This window comes from Amycolatopsis azurea DSM 43854 (assembly GCF_001995215.1).
In the GTDB taxonomy this organism is placed as follows: Bacteria; Actinomycetota; Actinomycetes; order Mycobacteriales; family Pseudonocardiaceae; genus Amycolatopsis; species Amycolatopsis azurea.
In genome coordinates, this window is record NZ_MUXN01000024.1 from 85,279 (window position 1) to 103,028 (window position 17,750).

General features: G+C 68.3%; 19 protein-coding genes. 11 read left to right on the forward strand and 8 right to left on the reverse strand.

Going from position 1 to position 17,750, the window contains the following annotated elements; genetic code table 11:
* Positions 1 to 119: 119 nt before the first annotated feature.
* Positions 120 to 950: a helix-turn-helix transcriptional regulator gene (locus B0293_RS30610; protein WP_005159851.1), complete on the reverse strand. Its 831-nt coding sequence runs from the start codon at positions 948 to 950 to the stop codon at positions 120 to 122.
* A 101-nt stretch (positions 951 to 1,051) separates the two neighbouring features.
* Here B0293_RS30610 and B0293_RS30615 point away from each other — a divergent pair, with 101 nt between their 5' ends.
* Positions 1,052 to 1,321 carry an Atu4866 domain-containing protein gene (locus tag B0293_RS30615; protein WP_039918734.1) on the forward strand — a complete coding sequence of 90 codons (270 nt, stop codon included), beginning with the start codon at positions 1,052 to 1,054 and terminating at the stop codon, positions 1,319 to 1,321.
* Positions 1,318 to 2,088, forward strand: a complete 771-nt coding sequence (locus tag B0293_RS30620) for an SDR family NAD(P)-dependent oxidoreductase (protein WP_005159862.1) — start codon at positions 1,318 to 1,320, stop codon at positions 2,086 to 2,088. The genes B0293_RS30615 and B0293_RS30620 overlap by 4 nt, the downstream gene beginning before the upstream one ends.
* Before the next feature lie 12 nt (positions 2,089 to 2,100).
* Here B0293_RS30620 and B0293_RS30625 read toward each other — a convergent pair whose 3' ends face one another.
* Positions 2,101 to 3,141 (reverse strand): DUF2891 domain-containing protein, encoded by a 1,041-nt coding sequence (locus tag B0293_RS30625; protein ID WP_005159864.1) that lies wholly within the window; start codon positions 3,139 to 3,141, stop codon positions 2,101 to 2,103.
* A 10-nt stretch (positions 3,142 to 3,151) separates the two neighbouring features.
* Between B0293_RS30625 and B0293_RS30630 the strand changes: the two genes are divergently transcribed.
* Positions 3,152 to 3,862 carry a class I SAM-dependent methyltransferase gene (locus B0293_RS30630; RefSeq protein WP_005159866.1) on the forward strand — a complete coding sequence of 237 codons (711 nt, stop codon included), beginning with the start codon at positions 3,152 to 3,154 and terminating at the stop codon, positions 3,860 to 3,862.
* 1 nt (position 3,863) lies between these two features.
* On the opposite strand, the gene B0293_RS30635 is transcribed toward B0293_RS30630, so the two are convergent.
* Positions 3,864 to 4,325, reverse strand: a complete 462-nt coding sequence (locus B0293_RS30635) for a nuclear transport factor 2 family protein (protein ID WP_039918779.1) — start codon at positions 4,323 to 4,325, stop codon at positions 3,864 to 3,866.
* 87 nt (positions 4,326 to 4,412) lie between these two features.
* On the opposite strand from B0293_RS30635, the gene B0293_RS30640 reads away from it, so the two are divergent.
* Positions 4,413 to 4,991 (forward strand): TetR/AcrR family transcriptional regulator, encoded by a 579-nt coding sequence (locus tag B0293_RS30640; RefSeq protein ID WP_005159871.1) that lies wholly within the window; start codon positions 4,413 to 4,415, stop codon positions 4,989 to 4,991.
* Here B0293_RS30640 and B0293_RS30645 read toward each other — a convergent pair.
* The 3 genes from B0293_RS30645 to aztA form a co-directional block, all read right to left on the reverse strand.
* Positions 4,972 to 6,981, reverse strand: coding sequence for an acyltransferase family protein (locus tag B0293_RS30645; RefSeq protein WP_005159872.1), 2,010 nt, complete (start codon positions 6,979 to 6,981; stop codon positions 4,972 to 4,974). The genes B0293_RS30640 and B0293_RS30645 overlap by 20 nt on opposite strands.
* 296 nt (positions 6,982 to 7,277) lie before the next feature.
* Complete coding sequence (locus B0293_RS30650; protein ID WP_005159874.1) at positions 7,278 to 7,883, reverse strand: SMI1/KNR4 family protein; 606 nt, start codon at positions 7,881 to 7,883, stop codon at positions 7,278 to 7,280.
* A 68-nt stretch (positions 7,884 to 7,951) separates the two neighbouring features.
* On the reverse strand, positions 7,952 to 8,662 hold the full coding sequence (gene aztA / locus B0293_RS30655; RefSeq protein ID WP_005159876.1) for a zinc ABC transporter ATP-binding protein AztA: 711 nt from the start codon (positions 8,660 to 8,662) through the stop codon (positions 7,952 to 7,954).
* 48 nt (positions 8,663 to 8,710) lie between these two features.
* Here aztA and aztB point away from each other — a divergent pair, with 48 nt between their 5' ends.
* From aztB to aztD, 4 genes are read left to right on the forward strand one after another with little or no spacing between them, the layout of a single operon-like run.
* Positions 8,711 to 9,562, forward strand: coding sequence for a zinc ABC transporter permease AztB (gene aztB / locus B0293_RS30660; RefSeq protein ID WP_005159878.1), 852 nt, complete (start codon positions 8,711 to 8,713; stop codon positions 9,560 to 9,562).
* Positions 9,559 to 10,755: a hypothetical protein gene (locus B0293_RS30665; protein WP_039918738.1), complete on the forward strand. Its 1,197-nt coding sequence runs from the start codon at positions 9,559 to 9,561 to the stop codon at positions 10,753 to 10,755. Before aztB ends, B0293_RS30665 begins: the two co-directional genes overlap by 4 nt.
* The gene (aztC, locus tag B0293_RS30670) at positions 10,752 to 11,651 is read left to right on the forward strand and encodes a zinc ABC transporter substrate-binding protein AztC (RefSeq protein WP_005159882.1); all 900 of its coding nucleotides are present in this window, start codon (positions 10,752 to 10,754) and stop codon (positions 11,649 to 11,651) included. Before B0293_RS30665 ends, aztC begins: the two co-directional genes overlap by 4 nt.
* A gap of 27 nt (positions 11,652 to 11,678) precedes the next feature.
* Positions 11,679 to 12,845 (forward strand): zinc metallochaperone AztD, encoded by a 1,167-nt coding sequence (aztD, locus tag B0293_RS30675; RefSeq protein WP_005159884.1) that lies wholly within the window; start codon positions 11,679 to 11,681, stop codon positions 12,843 to 12,845.
* Positions 12,846 to 12,965: 120 nt separating this feature from the next.
* Here the strand turns inward: aztD and B0293_RS30680 are convergent, their stop codons facing one another.
* Together B0293_RS30680 and B0293_RS30685 are read right to left on the reverse strand one after the other, a co-directional pair.
* Positions 12,966 to 13,601 (reverse strand): response regulator, encoded by a 636-nt coding sequence (locus B0293_RS30680; protein WP_005159887.1) that lies wholly within the window; start codon positions 13,599 to 13,601, stop codon positions 12,966 to 12,968.
* Complete coding sequence (locus tag B0293_RS30685; protein ID WP_005159888.1) at positions 13,598 to 14,773, reverse strand: sensor histidine kinase; 1,176 nt, start codon at positions 14,771 to 14,773, stop codon at positions 13,598 to 13,600. Before B0293_RS30685 ends, B0293_RS30680 begins: the two co-directional genes overlap by 4 nt.
* A 171-nt stretch (positions 14,774 to 14,944) precedes the next feature.
* On the opposite strand from B0293_RS30685, the gene B0293_RS30690 reads away from it, so the two are divergent.
* From B0293_RS30690 to B0293_RS30700, 3 genes are all read left to right on the forward strand, one after another.
* On the forward strand, positions 14,945 to 16,027 hold the full coding sequence (locus B0293_RS30690; protein ID WP_005159890.1) for an ABC transporter permease: 1,083 nt from the start codon (positions 14,945 to 14,947) through the stop codon (positions 16,025 to 16,027).
* The gene (locus tag B0293_RS30695) at positions 16,024 to 16,707 is read left to right on the forward strand and encodes an ABC transporter ATP-binding protein (protein ID WP_005159892.1); all 684 of its coding nucleotides are present in this window, start codon (positions 16,024 to 16,026) and stop codon (positions 16,705 to 16,707) included. Before B0293_RS30690 ends, B0293_RS30695 begins: the two co-directional genes overlap by 4 nt.
* A gap of 65 nt (positions 16,708 to 16,772) precedes the next feature.
* Positions 16,773 to 17,657: a GAF domain-containing protein gene (locus B0293_RS30700; protein WP_143254675.1), complete on the forward strand. Its 885-nt coding sequence runs from the start codon at positions 16,773 to 16,775 to the stop codon at positions 17,655 to 17,657.
* The last annotated feature ends 93 nt before the right edge of the window (positions 17,658 to 17,750 follow it).

Here is a 17,750-nt window from a genome sequence, read left to right on the forward strand (position 1 = left end):
ATGCTCACGGTGAGTTCACTCGATCAGGCGGTCGAACGACCGTGACTACGGCACTTGGCTCACCAACAGCGAGTGACTGCTCTTTCCGGGTGGTCACACTCCGGACATGTGCTCGTGGATCAGGCGTCGGCCGTGCGCGTGGCGTGAAGGCTGCTCAGCAGCGTGAGGGCGTGGGCACTCGGTGTGGCGGGTTCCGCGTGGTAGATGATCAGTTGCTGTCCAGGCGCGCCGCGGACGTCGAGCGCCTGGTAAGTGAGTGTCAGCGGACCGACGTCGGGATGCACGAGGTGTTTGGGCTCGCGGGTCTTGCCGCGCACCTGGTGGGTCTCCCAAAGCTCCCGGAATCGCGCGCTGCCTTCGCCGAGTTCCGCCACCAGTGCTCGCAGACCGGGTTCGTGCGAGCCGAAGCCCGCCGCGACTCGGAGATTCGCCACGGTCGCCTGTGCCGTCCAGTCCCAGCGTGCGTAGAACCGTTGTCCCGCCGGATCGAGGAAGGTCATGCGCGCGAGGTTGTCCGCCGTGCGGAACGCCGAGAACAGCGCGTCGGCGAGGGTGTTCGTGGCCAAAATGTTCAGGAGGGGATCGAGGACGAAGGCGGGAGTGTGCGGGTAGCCGTCCATGAGCCGGCGCAGTTCGGGGCTCACCGCCTGGGACGTCGGCGCGGGTGTGTCGCCCGGTGTCGCCCCGGCGAGGCGGTACAGGTGCTCGCGCGCGTCGGGATCGAGATCCAAGGCGCGAGAGAGCGCGTCGAGCACCTGCGGTGATGGATGGGTTTCGCGGCCCTGTTCCAGGCGCGTGTAGTAGTCGGCGTTCACTCCGGCGAGGACGGCCACTTCTTCGCGGCGCAGCCCGGGCACCTTGCGACGGCCGGAATAGAGGACGCCCGCGTCTTCGGGGGTCCGCCCCGCGCGGCGTGCCCGCAGGAACGCTCCCAGCTCACCGTTGCCCATGACGCCAGGGTAGGTCGGTGCACGCCGGGTTGGCTGGGTGTGGCATACCCAGCCAACCCGGGTCCTGCCATCGGTTCCCGCCGTCGCCGACGCTGGTCGTTATGACAAGCGAAATCGACGTGGTCGGCATGTGGGTCACCGCGGACGGCCACATCCGGCAGGAACTGCGCGCGGACGGTCGCTACGACGAAGCGCGCGGTGCCCGCCGCAGCGCCTATACCGGCCGCTATGTGGTGACCGGGAACCATCTCGACTATGTGGACGACACCGGGTTCACCGCGACGGGCGACATCCGTGACGGCGTGCTCTATCACGAGCATCTCGTTCTGTATCGCGAGTCCGACGATCGACGTGCGCAGGTGCGGCGATGAACCTGTCGCAGTCCGGCCGCGCGCTGGCGGGCAAGGTCGCGCTGATCACCGGCGCGACCGGTGGCATCGGCCGGGCCACCGCGGAACTGTTCGCCCGCGAGGGTGCCCGCCTGATCGTCACGGATGTCGCTCAGGGGGCTGTGGACGAACTCGCCGCGCGCCTGGCGACCGAGGGCGTCGACGTGGTGGGGGCCCGGCTGGACGTCTCGTCGGCCGAGAACTGGAGCGAGATCATCGACCTGACCAGGCGGCGGTTCGACAGGCTCGACGTCCTGGTCAATCTCGCCGGCATCGTGGACTGGCCCGGGATCGAGGACACCACACAGGACGCCTGGGACCGGGTGATCGCGGTCAACCAGACAGGCACCTGGCTGGGGATGAAGACCGCCATGCCCCTGCTGCGTGCCTCCGGCAACGCCTCGGTCGTCAACACCTCCTCGGTGCTCGGCTTGGTCGGCAGCGGAGCGGCCGCCGCCTATCAGGCGTCCAAAGGCGCGGTGCGGCTGCTGACCAAGACCGCGGCCGTCGAATACGCGACCCGCGGCGTCCGGGTCAACTCGGTGCACCCCGGGGTCATCGCCACCCCGATGATCCAGGATCTGCTCGACGAACAGGGAGATGAACAATCCGACATCGTGCGCACTCCCATGCGGCGCGCGGGGGTCCCCGCCGAGGTGGCCTCGGTGATGCTCTTCCTGGCAAGCGACGGATCTTCGTACGTCACCGGTGCGGAACTCGTCGTCGACGGCGGGCTCACCGCCTACTGAGGTCACGTCGACTCAACTCAGCAGAAGAAGCGCGTAATAGGCCAGGAAGTGCTCGACCATGTACGCGCCGCCGGTGGTCTGCGCGAGTGAGGCGTGGGTGTGGGCTCGCGCGGTTTCGCGCATGGCGGGGATCCGGGCGTCGTCGTCGGGGAGGGTGTGTGCGAGACGGTGCCAGCACCAGGCACGGTGCAGGTTGAGGCCGTGCAGGTGGGCGATCTGCCCGTCGGAGGAATCGGTCACGGTCGCCGGGGTGAACAAGGTCGCGGGTTCCCGCTCGGCGATCCGGGGCAGGAACCTGTGGAGCCAGTCGGCGAACTCGCTCGCGGGCAACAGGCGGGTCATGAGTTCGGCTTCGGCGAGGGCGGGGGACAGGAAATCCGCACCGGACGGCTCCCAGGCGCCGGGGTAGTCGCGGTCGGAACCGAACCACTGCCGGGCGGCGTCGCCGATCAGCTGACGCAGCATCCGGTCGCCGTGATCGGCGAGGTGGTCGGCGTAGGGCAGCGCGCGGGACAGTCCGAACGCGCCGTTTTCGTGGATGCCGTACCGGATCGGGTAGACGGCCCGCGGCAGCCAGTGGTTGTAGCGGGTCACGAAGAGCTCGCTCAACTCCCGCAGGCCTGTCGACCAGCGCGCGGCGTCCGGGTCGTCCCAGGTGACGGTCTCGAAGGTGAGTTCCAGCAGCGCCGACCAGCCGTAGGGGCGTTGGGTGGTGCGGTGCTCCTCGGGAGTGAAGAAAGCGACCTCGTCCGCGAGCGCCTCGGCGGTCAGGTGTTCGTTGAGGACCTTGCGGATCTCCTCGGCAGGCACGAGTTCGGGGTGGTGGCGCAGCAGGCGCACGAGTACCCAGAACATCTCCACACAGGAATGCCAGTCGAAACTGCCGTAGAAACACGGATGCGACTGTTTCGGGGTGGGGATGGGTACGCCTTCGTGATGCCAATGGCTTTCGTGGTGCGGATACTCGCGCACCACGTTGGCCAGTGCCGTCCTGGCCAGTGCGCCCGCGTTCGCCTTCAAGAGGTGGGTTCGTTCGGTTTCCCATTCGGTCATGGACTCGAGGATGCCCGAATCGATCTACGATGATGGTGTGGACGAACGACCGATCACCACCGCGCAGGTCAACTTCCGTCGGGTCGCCGAAGAGCTCGAAAGCCTGGGGACCCAAGATCGTTTCACCTACATCTTCCGGTCCCGATTGTGGGAATCCTCCTCGGTTTCCGGTCCCGGATCCGAGTCGGTCCAGACGCGGGAACTCCGCGAGCAGCTTCCGGTTCTCCTCGAACGCTTCGGCGTACGCACCCTGCTGGACCTGCCGTGCGGGGACTTCGGCTGGCTCAGCGAGGTGGAACTCGACCTGGACCGGTACATCGGCGCCGACATCGTCACCGATCTGGTCGAGGCGAACGCCGCCCGGTTCCGGGATGATCCGGTGCGGGAGTTCCGTAGCCTCGACCTGACCGGTGATCCGCTGCCTGCCGCCGATCTGGTGTTGTGCCGGGATTGCTTGGTGCACTTGAGTTTCGCCGACATCGAGCGGGCGTTGCGCAACCTCCGGCGCAGCGGCTCCCGGTACCTGCTGACCACGACTTTCACCGAACTGGGCACCAACGACGACATCGTGACGGGGGACTGGAGGCCGTTGAACCTGTGCCGGGAGCCGTTCGGGTTCCCGGAGCCGCTGGCCGTGCTGGTCGAGGGCTGCACCGAAGAGGGCGGGGCCTACGCCGACAAGTCCTTGGGGCTGTGGGAGATCGCCACGATCGTGGACTGAGCTACCGGAGCGGGAACTCGGCCCCGTGCTCCTCCGCCGGACGCGGACCGCGGATCCGCCGCTCGCCTTCGGGGATGGCCACGTCGTTGATGCTCGCCTCGCGACGGCTCATGAGACCGTGCTCGTCGAACTCCCACAGCTCGTTGCCGTAGCTGCGCCACCACTGTCCGGCCTGGTCGTGCCATTCGTACTGGAACCGGACGGCGATCCGGTTCCCGGTGTACGTCCAGAGGTTCTTGCGCAGCGCGTAGTCCTGTTCCCGCTCCCACTTCCCGGTCAGGAACGCGACGATCTCCTCGCGACCCCGGACGAACGTGTCCCGGTTCCGCCACACCGAATCCGGTGTGTACGCCGACGCCACCCGGCGGGGATCGCGGGTGTTCCAGGCGTCCTCGGCCGCTTGGACCTTCTTCAGGGCCGTCTCCCGCGTGAACGGCGGTAAGGGCGGGCGTTCTTCCGACATCATTGACCTCCTCAGGTGGAGAACGTGCGTTCTCTACTTCTGAAGACTAGAGTAGGGAACGTACGTTCTTGACGTCAAGGAGTCCCGATGCCTGCCGCTGTCAGCGAGGAGCAGAACCGCGTGGATCGCGAGCTCCTGCTCGATGCCGCCGAGATGCTCTTCTACGAGAACGGCATCCAGGCGGTCGGCATGGATCAGGTCCGCGCGGCGTCCGGACTTTCGCTGAAACGGATCTACCGGTTCTTCGAGGCCAAGGAGGACCTCGTCGTGACGATGCTCCGACGTCGGGATCGGCGGTGGAGAGGCAGCCTGGCCGACCGAGTGGAGCAGGTCGCGGATCCCCGTGAGCGGGTGCTCGCGATCTTCGACTGGCTCGCGGACTGGTTCGCCGAACCCGGTTTCCGCGGCTGCGCCTGGATCAACGCCCACGGTGAGTTCGGCCCGTCGTCCGAGGCGGTACTGGCCGAGGTGCGGTCGCACAAGCGGGCGTTCCACGAACAGGTCGACGCCTGGGTGCGGGCCACCGGGCTGGCGGTGACCGAACCGGTCTACCTACTCGCCGAAGGTGCCATCGTGACCGCGGGCATCAGCGGCGACCCGGCTCCGGCCCGGCAGGCACGCGACGCCGTCGCGGCACTGCTCGGGCTCACCAGCCGAGCGCGCTGATCATCCCTCGTTCCAGCACGGGGGAGAGCGTGGTCATGAAACTGGCGGTGACGTGGTTGTCGTCCATGTACACCAGCACGTTCCCCACGACCGGACGGCAGCGGTCCTGGCCGCAGAAGTAGTCGCTGAAGTCGAGCAGCGAGACGTTCGCGGGGATGTCCGTGAGCTTCTCGTACGGTGGGTCGGCGAGCAGCTGTTTCCGGGGAACGCTGCATTCGCGAGCCTTGACGCCGTTGGCTTCGATACAGGCGGGCGGGGAGAATCCGGGACGGGGACTGTCGCGGATCGCCACGACCGGGATCCCGGCGCGATCGAGGACCTTCCACTGGTCGACGAAACCTTGCGGGGTCATTTCGGTGGGGCCGACCCGGACGTCGCGAGTGGACAGGGTCAGTACGGCGTCGGGCCGCATCGCGAGGATTTCCTTCTGTGCCGCGGAGTTCCACGCGAGACAGCCCGCGTCGCCCGGCATCGCGTCCGACGTCGTGGAAAACGGGCAGGCTCCCTTGAGCATGAAGGTGACCTGGTAGCCGTTCTTCTCCGCCATCGGTTTGATCGCGGCGAGATACTGCTGCATATGCGAATCGCCGACGGCGACGATCGTCCTCGTCGGAGTCCCCTCCGGACGCGAGGTGCAGACATCGAGGATCTGGTCGAACCGGGAGGGTGTGCACTGCGCGTCGGCGATGCCGCCCCAGTCGTTCGGGACGGCGATCAACGGCGGCACGGCTTCCTTGCCGGGGACGGGTTTCTTCGGTGTCTCCGGGTCGCGGGCCATCGCTCCGGGGTGATGGTCGTCGTCGAGCGCGATCGAGAAATCGGCCTTCTTGGCGCTCACCACCTGCCAGGTGCTCGCGACCAGCAGCACCGGGAGCAGCGCGAGCGCGGCGAACCGGTAGGAGCCCCAGCGCGTCCGTTCGCCGACCGCGGACTTCCGCACCGGCTCTTCGACGAACCGGTAGGTGGCGGCGGCCAGGACCAGGGACACTCCGATCACCAGCGCCCCGCCGAGCAGACCGACGGCCTCGCGCTTGCGGGCGATCAAGTAGAACAGCAGGACCGGCCAGTGCCAGAGGTACAGCGCGTAGCTGAGGTTGCCGAGGTACACCAGCGGCCGGGACGAAAGGATCCGGTCGGCGCCCATCAGGCTGCCGGTCGCGCCGGCGACGATCACCAGCGCGGCGGACACGGTGGGCCACAGTGCCGCCCAGCCGGGGAACACCTCGCCGACGTCGAGGATCATCCCGCAGGTCACTAGCCCGGCCACGCCGATCCAGCCCAGCACGATCCGGAGCAGCCGGGGGAGCACGAACCGGTCGATGGCGAGGGCGAGCAAGCCGCCGAGGGCGAATTCCCAGACCCGGGTGAGCGAGTGGAAGTAGGCCAGCGGCTGGTTGGTCGCGGTCAGCCGCACCGAATAGGCCAGGGACACGGCGAACAGGACGCCGAGTGTGATCGCGACCGTGCCGTTCAGGGAGCGGCGCAGCCGGGTGGCGGCGAGGGCGACGAGCCCGATCAGCAGCGGCCACACGATGTAGAACTGCCCTTGGATGGACAGCGACCAATAGTGCTGGACGACGCTGGCCGTGTTGTGCTGGGCGAAGTAGTCGACCGAGTCGGCGGCGAGCCGCCAGTTCTCGACGTACAGCGCGGAGGCGAAGACCTCCTTGATCGTCTGGAACCACCGGTCCTGCGGGAGTAGCCAGATCGCCAGCGCGAGCACGGCGAGCAGGACGGTCAGCGCGGCGGGGAACAGCCGCTTGATCATCCGGCCCCACAGCGGCCGGAACTCGATCCGGCCGCGGCCCGCGGCCCGGACCAGCTGGCCGGTGATCAGGAACCCGGAGATCAGGAAGAAGACGTCGACGCCGCCGGAGATGCGGCCCAGCCAAACGTGGTAGACCACGACCAGCAGCGCCGCGACCGCACGCAGTCCCTGCAGCTCGGGCCGATAGCGGCGACGCGTTTCCGCTGCTCCGGCGGTTGCCATACGCGGTTTCCTCACACTGATGGTCGGACGTCCTGGCAGCCTAGGTGGTCACCCTGGGTGATTTCGTACCCGCTATCAGGTAACGCAACCAGACGTGAGTGGCAAGTCCCGAGCGCCACGTTCGAGACGATGAGCGTCCCGGGCGAGGCGCTCGGGACGTGGGTCGTGAGTGGTAAGTCGTGTTCTAACGACACTTGCCACTCACGATCACCCCGGTCCGGCGGCGCCCCTCTCGTCGCCCGCGAGACCGCTCTTGCGCGGCCTGAAACCAGCTGGCACTCGATCGCCGGTGCGGGTCAAGGCCAGCTGAGCACGCCGTCGGTGATGTCGGGATGCTTTTCGCGATAGGGCAGTTCGCGGTCGTGGACGTAGTTGTCGAGGCGTTCGGCGATCTCGTCGAGGATTTCGGCGACGCTCCGCCAGTTCGACTCGTAGATCCCTTCGCTGGCGTACCACTCCATGACGCATCCGTGGTACTCACCCGGCCTGAGATCGACGCACAACAGGCCGCCGTCGATGACCCGGCCGATGGGGAGAACCGCGGTGCAGAAAGGAAAGCTGTCCTCACCGGCCTGCTTGCCGTGCGTTCCTTCGGGCGTGCAGCAGCCAGGGTCGGGGTACTGCGCCTGCCTGACGTACTCCTCCTCCGCCCGCGCGACCGACAGAGGCAGGTAGTCACGCGGGATCAGATGCGCGGATCGGTTCCCGGCTCCGTGGTCGCGCCGGTCGTCGACGCCGTCCATGAGAGCCCACCAGGCACGCAGTTCGGATGGCAGTTCGAGGCCGACACGATCTCGCAGGCGCTCGACGTGCTCGGCCGGGGCGGGCGGCCGGATCTCCCGGGCGGTGGCAGGTGCGTGCTCGGACAGCAAAGCCATGATCCGTCGCCATGCCTGTTCCATCGGTGCCCCCTTCGCTCGGCGGACCACCGTAGCGAACGTCGGCTGCTTCAGGGACAGAAAGTAGGTGACTAATTGCGGGTTCGCAGGCCCCAGGCGGCGGTCACGCGTTCCGGGGTCAGTACCGAATCCGGAGGGCCCTCGCCGACGAGGCGGCCGTCCTGCAGCAGCAGGCAGTGATCTGCTCGCCCCGCCACTTCGAGGTCGTGCGTGACGCGCACGACCGTCGTGCCTTCGGCGAGTGCGGCGTGGAGCGCGTCGTCGATCAGGTTGCGTGCGTGCAGGTCCAGACCGGCCGACGGCTCGTCGAGCAGGAGCAGCCCGGCCCGCTGAGCCAATCCCTGCGCGACAAGCGCTCGCTGGCGTTGTCCACCGGAGAGCGTGCCGATCAACCGGTCGGCGATCGAGGTGATGTCCAGTCGCTCCAGGCATTCTCCGACGATCTCCCGGTCCATCTTGGACAGACGCCGCCAGGGGCCGCGGTGCGCCCAGCGTCCCATCGTGACGGTGGCGCGCACGGTGATCGGCAGCGACTGGGACACCTCACTCTGCTGGGTCACGTAGGCGACGAGGCCCGGGTCGCGTCGGGTCACCGATCCGCTGGTCGGCGGTAGGACGCCGGCGACGAGGTTGAGCAGTGACGACTTGCCTGCGCCGTTCGGTCCGGCGATCGCGGTGAGCCGTGCCGAGGGTACGTGGGTGGTGATCCCGCGCAGCACCTCGCGGGGCCCGTAGTGCGCGTGTGCGCGGTCGATCGTGAGTGCCGCTGTGTCCGGGGTCATCCCCACCTCTTTCAGAAAATGACAATCATTACCACTATAGTGTGACGCGTGGAATGGTTGCTGATCCCCTTCGAGGTGTCGTTCGTGCAGCGTGCGCTGGTGGCGGGAGTGCTCGTATCGGTGGTGTGCGCCGTCGTCGGGACCTGGGTGGTGTTGCGTGGCATGGCCTTCATCGGGGACGCCATGTCGCACGGGATGCTGCCCGGGGTCGCGATCGCCTCGCTGACCGGCGTGAACCTGCTGATCGGCGCCGCGATCAGCGCCGGAGTGATGGCGCTCGGCGTCACGGCTCTCGGGCGGTCGCGGCGGCTGTCCGAGGACACCACCATCGGCCTGCTCTTCGTCGGCATGCTCGCGAGCGGCGTGATCATCGTGTCGCATTCGAGGTCCTTCGCGGTCGATCTCACCGGATTCCTGTTCGGTGACGTGCTCGCCGTCGGATCCGGCGACCTGGTCGGCCTCGTGATCACCTTGGTCGTCGTGGGGACGGTGGCTCTGCTGGGACACCGCTCGTTCACCGCGCTCACCTTCGATGTCCGGAAGGCGCACACGCTGGGCCTCCGCCCAAGGCTGGCCAACGCGGTGCTGCTCGGGCTGGTCACGCTGACGATCGTCGCGTCGTTCCGCGTGGTGGGGACGCTGCTGGTGTTCGGGTTGCTCATCGCGCCCGCCGCGGCGGCGCTGTTCTGGTCGCGTCGGATCACCACGATCATGCTCATCGCGGCCTTGCTCGGCATCGTCGCCACGGTCGGCGGCCTGCTCGTGTCCTGGCATGGGGGCACCGCCGCGGGCGCGACCATCGCCGCCGCCGCGGTCCTGTTGTTCTTCCTTTCCGCCCTCTTGTCGTTCGTACGGCGGCGATTCCGTTCCCTGACCCCGGAGATCGAGAGCTCACGATGAAACTGAAAGCAGTGACGGCGGTCGTCGCGGCGCTGACCTTGGCGGCGTGCGGCGGGGAGCAGCCGAAGGAGGTGGCCGCGGAGGTTCCGCACGGCTATGTCGAAGGTGCCGAGGAGGCGGCCGAAGCCCAGTCGCGGCTGATCGTCGCCGACACCGAGACGGGCGCTGTGCGCGTGGTGGACCTGATCACCGAGGAGGTGCACGAAACCGGGCAAGTGGACGGAGTGCGCGCTCTGGCCACTGACGGCCGCTTCGGGTACCTGACCGCGCGCGACGGGACGGCCCGAGTGATCGACAGCGGCGCCTGGATGGTCGATCACGGTGACCACGTCCATTACTACCGGGCGAAGGTCCGCGATGTCGGTGTGGCGCCGGGAAAGCAGCCCCTGACGGTCTACAGCGATCCCGCTGTTTCGGCTCTGTCCTATTCGGACGGTACGACGACGTTGCTCGACCGGGCCAAGCTCGACAAGGGGTCCGTGGCGGAGCTGGGGAAGATCACGCGTGAGCCGCACGCCGGTGTCGCGATTCCCTATGGCGAGCACATCCTCGCTTCGGTGGCGGACCCGGGGAAGCCGCTGGCCCGTGGAGTGCGCGTTCATGACCGTCAAGGCAAAGCCGTGGCGGAGATCCCTGAGCCGTGTCCGGATTTGCAGGGGCAGGCGGTGACCCGGCGCGGCGTGGTGTTCGGTTGCGCGGACGGCGCGTTGCTCGTGAGCGAGAAGGACGGTGCGTTCACCGGCGCGAAGATCCCGTATCCGCGCAGTGTCACGGCGCAGGAGCGCGCCACCGCGTTCTTCCAGCGACCGGGCGGCGCGACGCTCGCCGCACGGGCAGGGGAGACCGCCGCGTGGTCGCTGGACGTCGGCCGTCGGAGCTGGCAGTACGTCGAGACCGGACCGGTCGCCGCGGTGAACGCCGTGGGTGAGGGCGGCCCGCTGCTGGCCCTGACCCGTGACGGAATGTTGCGTTCCTTCGACGGCAACGGGAAGGAGCAGGCGGCGATCCCGCTTCTGACATCGGAAGCGGCCACCGCCGGCGGCCCGTCCATCCACATCGACACGACCCGCGCCTACATCAACGACCCGCGATCCGCGGATGTGTACGAGATCGACTACAACGACAACCTCCGCCGCGCCAGGACGCTGAAGGTCGGCGGCAAGGCGGGCCTCGTCGTGGAGACCGGCCGATGAGGCGCCGGGTACTCGTACTGTGCCTCGCGGCATTGCTGGCGGCGGCCGGATGTTCCGGAAGTGGCGGAAAGAGCGCGTCGGTCGTCGTCACCACGAACATCCTCGGCGACATCACCCGCGCCGTCGTCGGCGATCAGGCCGAAGTCACCGTGCTGATGAAGCCGAACGCCGACCCACACTCCTTCGGTATCTCCGCGCAACAGGCGGCCCAGGTCGAACGCGCCGGTCTGATCGTCTACAACGGACTCGGGCTCGAAGAGGGCATGCTGCGCACGGTCCACACCGCCGAGGAGAACGGTGTGCCGGCACTGCCCGCGGGGGATCGGGCGAACCCGATCAGCTTCGCGGGAAACAAGCCGGATCCCCATTTCTGGACGGATCCAGCTCGGGTGCGCGACGTGGTGAAGGCGATCGCCGACGAGGTCGTCGCCCATGTCAGAGGTGTCGACGAAGCGGTGATCAGGGCCAACGCCGAACGCTATCGCGGGGAGATCGACGCACTCGACAGGACGATGACCGAGAAGTTCGGCGGGATCCCGCCCGAGCGCCGGAAACTCGTCACCAACCACCACGTGTTCGGCTACCTGGCCCAGCGGTACGGGTTCGAAGTCGTGGGTGCGGTGATCCCCGGCGGCACCACGCTCGCTTCACCCAGCTCTTCCGATCTGAAAGCACTCGCGGACACCGTCCGCGCGGCGGGAGTGCCGGTCGTCTTCGCCGATTCCTCGCAACCGGACCGGCTCGCGCGAGTCCTGGCCGAGCAAGCCGGTCTGCACGTCGCGGTGACCCCGCTGTTCTCGGAGTCGCTCAGCGAACCAGGCGAGGGCGCGGCCACCTACCTGGAAATGATGCGCGCCAACACCGAATCCATCACCACCGGTTTGACCCGTTCCTGATCGGAAACAGACGAAAGGCACAAGGAAATGGCACGAACCACCCGATACGTCGCGCTGGTGGCGACGACGGTGAGCACGCTCGCGCTCGCCGCCTGCGCGACCGAACAGCCGGCGGCGGAAGCCCGGAAGGACGCGGCGCCCGTCGTCTCGGATCCGCTGGCCGTCACCTACGACGGAGGAATCGCGCTCCTCGACGGGAAGACCTTGAAGGTGGCCAAGGACTTTCCGCTGGAAGGCTTCAACCGGATCAACCCCGCCGGGAACGACCGGCATCTCCTGGTGTCGACGTCCACCGGTTTCCGGGTGCTCGACGCCGTCGATGCCGTGCTGACGGACAACGAGGTGAAGGCAGGCAAGCCGGGTCACGTCGTCCGGCACGCGGGCAAGACGGTGCTGTTCGCCGACGGGACCGGCGAGGTGACGGTGCTCGATCCGAAGACGATCGGCACCGTGGCTCTGCCCGCGCCGAAACACAAGACGCCGGAAGCGCATCACGGCGTGGCCGTCGAGCTCGAGAACGGTGAACTGGTCACGACGATCGGGAACGCGGAAAAGCGGTCCGGAATCGTGGTGCTGGACAAGGACAAGAAGGAGATCGCGCGCAACGAGCAATGCCCCGGCGTGCACGGTGAAGCCGCCGCGCGCGGCGAAGCGGTCGTCGTCGGCTGCGAAACCGGTGTGCTGATCTACCGCAACGGTGTCATCACCAAGGTGACCAGTCCGGACGCTTACGGACGGATCGGCAACCAGGCGGGCTCGGACGTCTCTCCGATCACCTTGGGCGACTACAAGGTGGACAAAGACGCCGAGCTCGAACGCCCGAACCGGGTGAGCTTGATCGACACGGAGAAGGCGACGCTCAAGCACGTCGACCTCGGGACCAGCTACACGTTCCGGTCTCTGGCCCGCGGCCCTCAGGGCGAGGCGTTGGTGCTGGGCACGGACGGCCAGATCCACGTCATCGATCCGGTGTCGGGTGCCGTGACGCGGAAGATCGCCGTACTCGGTTCCTGGCAGGAACCGCTCGAATGGCAGCAGCCGCGTCCGGCGATCTTCGTCCGGGGCGGAACGGCCTACGTGACCGATCCCGGCAAGAAGGAGATCCACTCGGTCGATCTCGCCTCCGGCACGAAGACCGCGACGGGCACGCTTTCGGGCACGCCGAACGAGGTCAGCGGCGTACTCGGCGGCTGACAGGTCCCGGCTGCGGTCGATCACTGTTCCGGTCCGTGAAGGCCTCCTTGAGGGACTCTGGGTCCCTCAAGGAGGCCTTCACGGACTTGGCACCCGGCAGGACACCATTCACGGGGTCCGTCAGCGGCGGATGAGACCGAGGTCGGTCGCGGTGGCGACGGCGGCGGTGCGGGAGTCGACGCCGAGCTTGGTGTAGCTGCGGGCCAGGTGGGACTTCACGGTGCCCTCGGTCAGGTGGAGCCGGTCGGCGATCGCCCGGTTGGACAGGCCGTCGGCCACCAGGACCAGCACTTCGATCTCCCGCAGGGTCAGTGCCGTGGTGGGCATCCGCACGCGGTTCATGAGCCGGTCGGCGACGGTCGGTGCCAGCGTGGTGCGTCCGGCCGCGGCGGTCCGGACGGCGGCCGCGAGGTCTTCTGGAGGGGCGTCCTTGAGGAGGTAACCGGTGGCACCGGCTTCGATGGCGGGCAGGGTGTCGGCGTCCGTGTCGTAGGTGGTGACGATGAGAACCCGCGGCGCGTCCGGCCGCGCGGTGATCACCGCGGTCGCTTCGGCTCCGGTCATGCCGGAGCCGAAGCGCAGGTCCATCAGCACGACGTCGATGTCGCCTTCCGCGGCGCGGGCCACCGCTTCCTCGGCCGTCGCGGCTTCGGCGGTGACGACGAGACCGGGTTCGGTTTCGAGCACGGCACGCAGTCCGGCCCGGACGATGGGGTGGTCGTCGGCCAGCAGGAGGCGGATCGGGGGGTCGGTCACGGGCGTTCCTCGGTTTCGACGGGCAACTGCACGGACACCGTGGTGCCGTGTCCGGGGGCGGACCCGACGGAGAAGGTTCCCTTGAGGGCTTCGGCCCGGCTGCGCATCGCGGTCAGGCCGAAGCCGCTGTGCCCGGAGTCGAAACCACTCCCGTCGTCGACGATGACCAGGGTGACGTATCCGCCCAGATAGCTCAGGGCGACCTCGGCGGTGGACGCGTCGGCGTGCCGGACGGTGTTCGCGAGAGCGGCCTGGCCGATGCGCAGCAACGCGACTTCATGCGTGGTCGGCAGCGGCACGGGAATACCGCTGAGGTGGAAACGCGCGGTGATCCGATGCCGGACGCCGATGGTGGCGCACAACCGTTTCAGCGCGTCGGCCAGCGTGGTGTCGTCGAGACCGGGAGGGGACAGGGCGACGACGAAGCGCCGGGCTTCGGCGAGGTTGTCCGCCGCCGCCTGCCGGGCCTGCTCGACGTAGCGGGCGGCGTTCCCGGCGGTGTCGGGAAGCGTTCTTTCGGCAGCGGCCAACAGAAGCTGGATGCTCGACAGCCCCTGGGCGAGGGTGTCGTGGATCTCGTGGGCCAGCCGCTCGCGCTCGGCGTGCACGCCCGCGTCGTGCTGGGCTTCGGCCAGGTCCGCCCGGATCGCGGTGAGCTTCTTGATCAGGTTCCGGCGCCGTTCGCTCTCCCGGTACAGCGCCTGATACCCCCAGACGACGGCGACCGCCACCGCGGCACCGAGGGCAGGGCCGATCGCCGCCGCCGGGACGAGGGCGCCTTGGTGGGCTGCGAACGCGGTGATCGCGGCCAGCGCGGTCGCGATCACCGCGACCAGGCCCTGGCGGCGTGAGAGCAGGTGCAACTGCAGGAAGTACAGGGGGAACGCGACCCATACGGCGTCGGCGGTCATCGCCAGCAGGACCACCCACACGACACCGACGGCGAGCAACCACCACGCGGCAGCCCGCCGCGACGTCCTGACCCTGGGCATGAGCGGGCCGGCCGCGTACACCACGCCACAGGCCAGCGCCGTCGCGACGACCACCGCCGCCCGGGGTGAGCCTGCCGCCACCGCCCGCACGGCCGCCAGCCCGAGCAGGGCGAAGAACAGCAGGTGCAGACACCAGGTCAGCAGCCTGCTGGTCGGGGTCAGAACGGACGCGGTGATCACAATGCGTCCAGGCTACGGAGCCGGATCGGGGAGCGCCTCTATCCAAAGGTAGAGGCGGCGTGCCGTCTTCCGGCCCGCGAAATGTGGTCTCCGGCCAGATGTCCTCGAGAAGGCCGACGGCGATCGTGGAGTGGTACCCAGTCCCCCCGCCGGAAAGGACAGACCGGAGCCGTGTTCGTCGCCTGGAGAGACCTGAGATTCGCCAAAGGGCGATTCGCCCTGATGGGTGCCGTAGTCGTACTGATCACCCTGTTGGTCGGCCTGTTGTCCGGGCTCACCGCGGGGCTGGGCGAGCAGAACATCTCCGCGATCACCGGCCTGCCCGCGGAGAAGATCGTCTTCGCCGCTCCTGGCGACGGGCAGAGCCTTTCCTATGCCAATTCCGCGCTCACCGAGACACAGCGGCGGCAGTGGGCCGAGACCCCGGGTGTCACCGGCGCCGAGCCGCTGGGCATCGCCACCACCAAGGCCACCGCGGGGAACCGCAGCGCCGGGATCTCCGTGTTCGGCGTCCGGGCCGGTTCGGCGCTCGCTCCGGACAGCGGCGCGATCAAGGGCGATTCGGTGGTGCTGTCGACGTCCGCCGCCGAGGACCTGGGCGTCCGGGTCGGGGACACCCTCTCTGTGGCCGGACGTCCGCTGACGGTCGCCGCGGTGTCGGGGGACGCCTGGTTCAGCCACACGCCGGTGGTGTGGGCTGGCCTCGACGTCTGGGCGAGGACGGCCCCGCCCGCGGGCGGAACGCCGAGTGCGACCGTGCTCGCGCTGACCACCACCGCCGACGTCGATGTCGCGGCCACGGACAGTGTCCTGGGCACGAAGACGGTCTCGAAAAGCGACTCGTTGTCCGCGATCGGCTCCTACACCTCCGAGAACGGTTCGCTGCAGCTGATGCGCGGCTTCCTGTTCGCCATCTCGGCGCTCGTGATCGGGGCCTTCTTCACCGTCTGGACCATCCAGCGCAGCGCGGACATCGCCGTTCTCAAGGCCCTGGGGGCCAGTACCGGCTTCCTGTTGAAGGACGCGCTCGGCCAGGCTGTCGTGCTTCTCGTCGGCGGCACCGCCGTCGGAACCGGACTCGCCGTCGGGCTCGGCGCACTGGTCGCCGGTTCCGCCGTGCCCTTTCTGCTGACTCCGGCCACCGTGCTCGTCCCGGCCGCCGTGATGATCCTGCTCGGCGCGCTGGGCGCCGCGCTTTCCGTCCGCCGCATCACCTCCGTCGACCCGCTGACCGCCTTGGGGAGTGCCCGATGAGCCTGAACCTGACCGGTGTCACCCTCACCTATCCCGACGGCGATTCCCGCCTCACCGCCCTCGACGACGTCACCCTGGCGGTTCCGGCGGGTACGCTCACCGCGGTCGCCGGGCCGTCCGGCTCAGGCAAATCCAGCCTGCTCGCGGTCGCCGCCACCCTCATCACCCCGGACGACGGGATCGTCACCGTCGACGGCACCGCGACCATCGGACTGACCCGCGGCGAACTCACCGAACTGCGGCGCCGCAAGATCGGGATCGTCTTCCAGCAACCCAATCTGCTGCCCTCGCTCACGGCCGTCGAGCAACTCCAGGTGATGGCCCGGATCGACGGTCGCCCTCCGGTCAAGGCCCGCGGGGCGGCCATGGATCTGCTCGACGCCGTCGGGCTCGCACCGCAGGCGGGACGACGTCCGCACCAGCTCTCCGGCGGTCAACGGCAGCGGGTGAACATCGCCCGCGCGCTGATGAACGAGCCGACCGTGCTGCTGATCGACGAACCGACGAGCGCTCTCGATCACGATCGTGGCGCCGCTGTCATCGACCTGATCACCCGGCTCACCCACGAACGCGCGACCGCCACCGTGCTGGTCACCCACGACCGTTTCCATCTCGGAGCGGTGGACCGGATCGCCGAGGTCCATGACGGGAGGTTGAGCGTCCCCACCGCGGTGGGCTGAGTTCGTGATGCCTTCGGTGGGAAAACCATCTTGTCGGGTAATACCGGAGAGCGGATAGTAGATTCGTGGCGTGTCTCGATGCGGCTACCGCCTGGATGCCGCGCGACAGCGATCCGCCTGGAGCGATGTCGGGCGACAACGGGATCCAGCGGGCGTCGACTGCCGTGAACGGGCAGCCGACCGACATCGATGACCTCCTGACGCATTTGCGTGACCGGGCGACCTTGGAGCACGCGGCCGGGGTACTGATGGCGCGGTACGAATTGGCCGACGTCACGACCGCGATCCAGGCCCTGCGAATCGCCGCTCTTCGGCATCATGTGGGCTCGAACGCGCTGGCCAGGGCGTTGCTCGTCGCTCCTCGGCCGTGGGGCGATGGCCGTTGGTTCCCGCCACGGGTCTGGCGTAGCGCGCCGGAACTCGATTTCCCCTCTGCCGCGTCCGCGATCCGGCCGGCGGGGCTGCTGTGGGCGGCCCTGGACCGCGTGACCGACCGAGCCCAGGCCGCCCAAGGTGACATCCAGTCGGTGACCACGAGCCGGACGGGCCTGAAACTGGAACGAGCCGAGGGATTCTCCACGGAGTTCTTCCAGCACTTCGCTCATGTCGAAGGTGATGCCACCGCTTGCGGTATCGCTCTGCGAGTACGTGAACCGGTCATGGTCGCCGACGTCACGAAGTCGGGCATTTTCGATCGGCCGGCGCTCGAAGCTCTTGTCGTGGAGAAGGTCCGGGCCGTGTACAGCGTCCCCCTGTCCGGGCCGAACGGGTGTGCGGGCGTGGTTTCCGTTCACTACCACCGCCCCGGCCAGACCCCGTCGAGGGCGACCCGCGACGAACTGTCCCGGATCGCTTCCCAGACGGCGGCTTGGCTGCACTGGTATCGCCGGACAGCCACGCTCGACGCTCTCGAAGACCTCCATCGCCATCGAGGCCGCTTCCCCGGCTGATTCCCGCGGATAGGGACTTTCGCCCTTTCGTACCGGGCCGCGCCGCACCGTGAACGGGACCGACGGCCAAGGGCCGCGTGACTTCATCCTCTG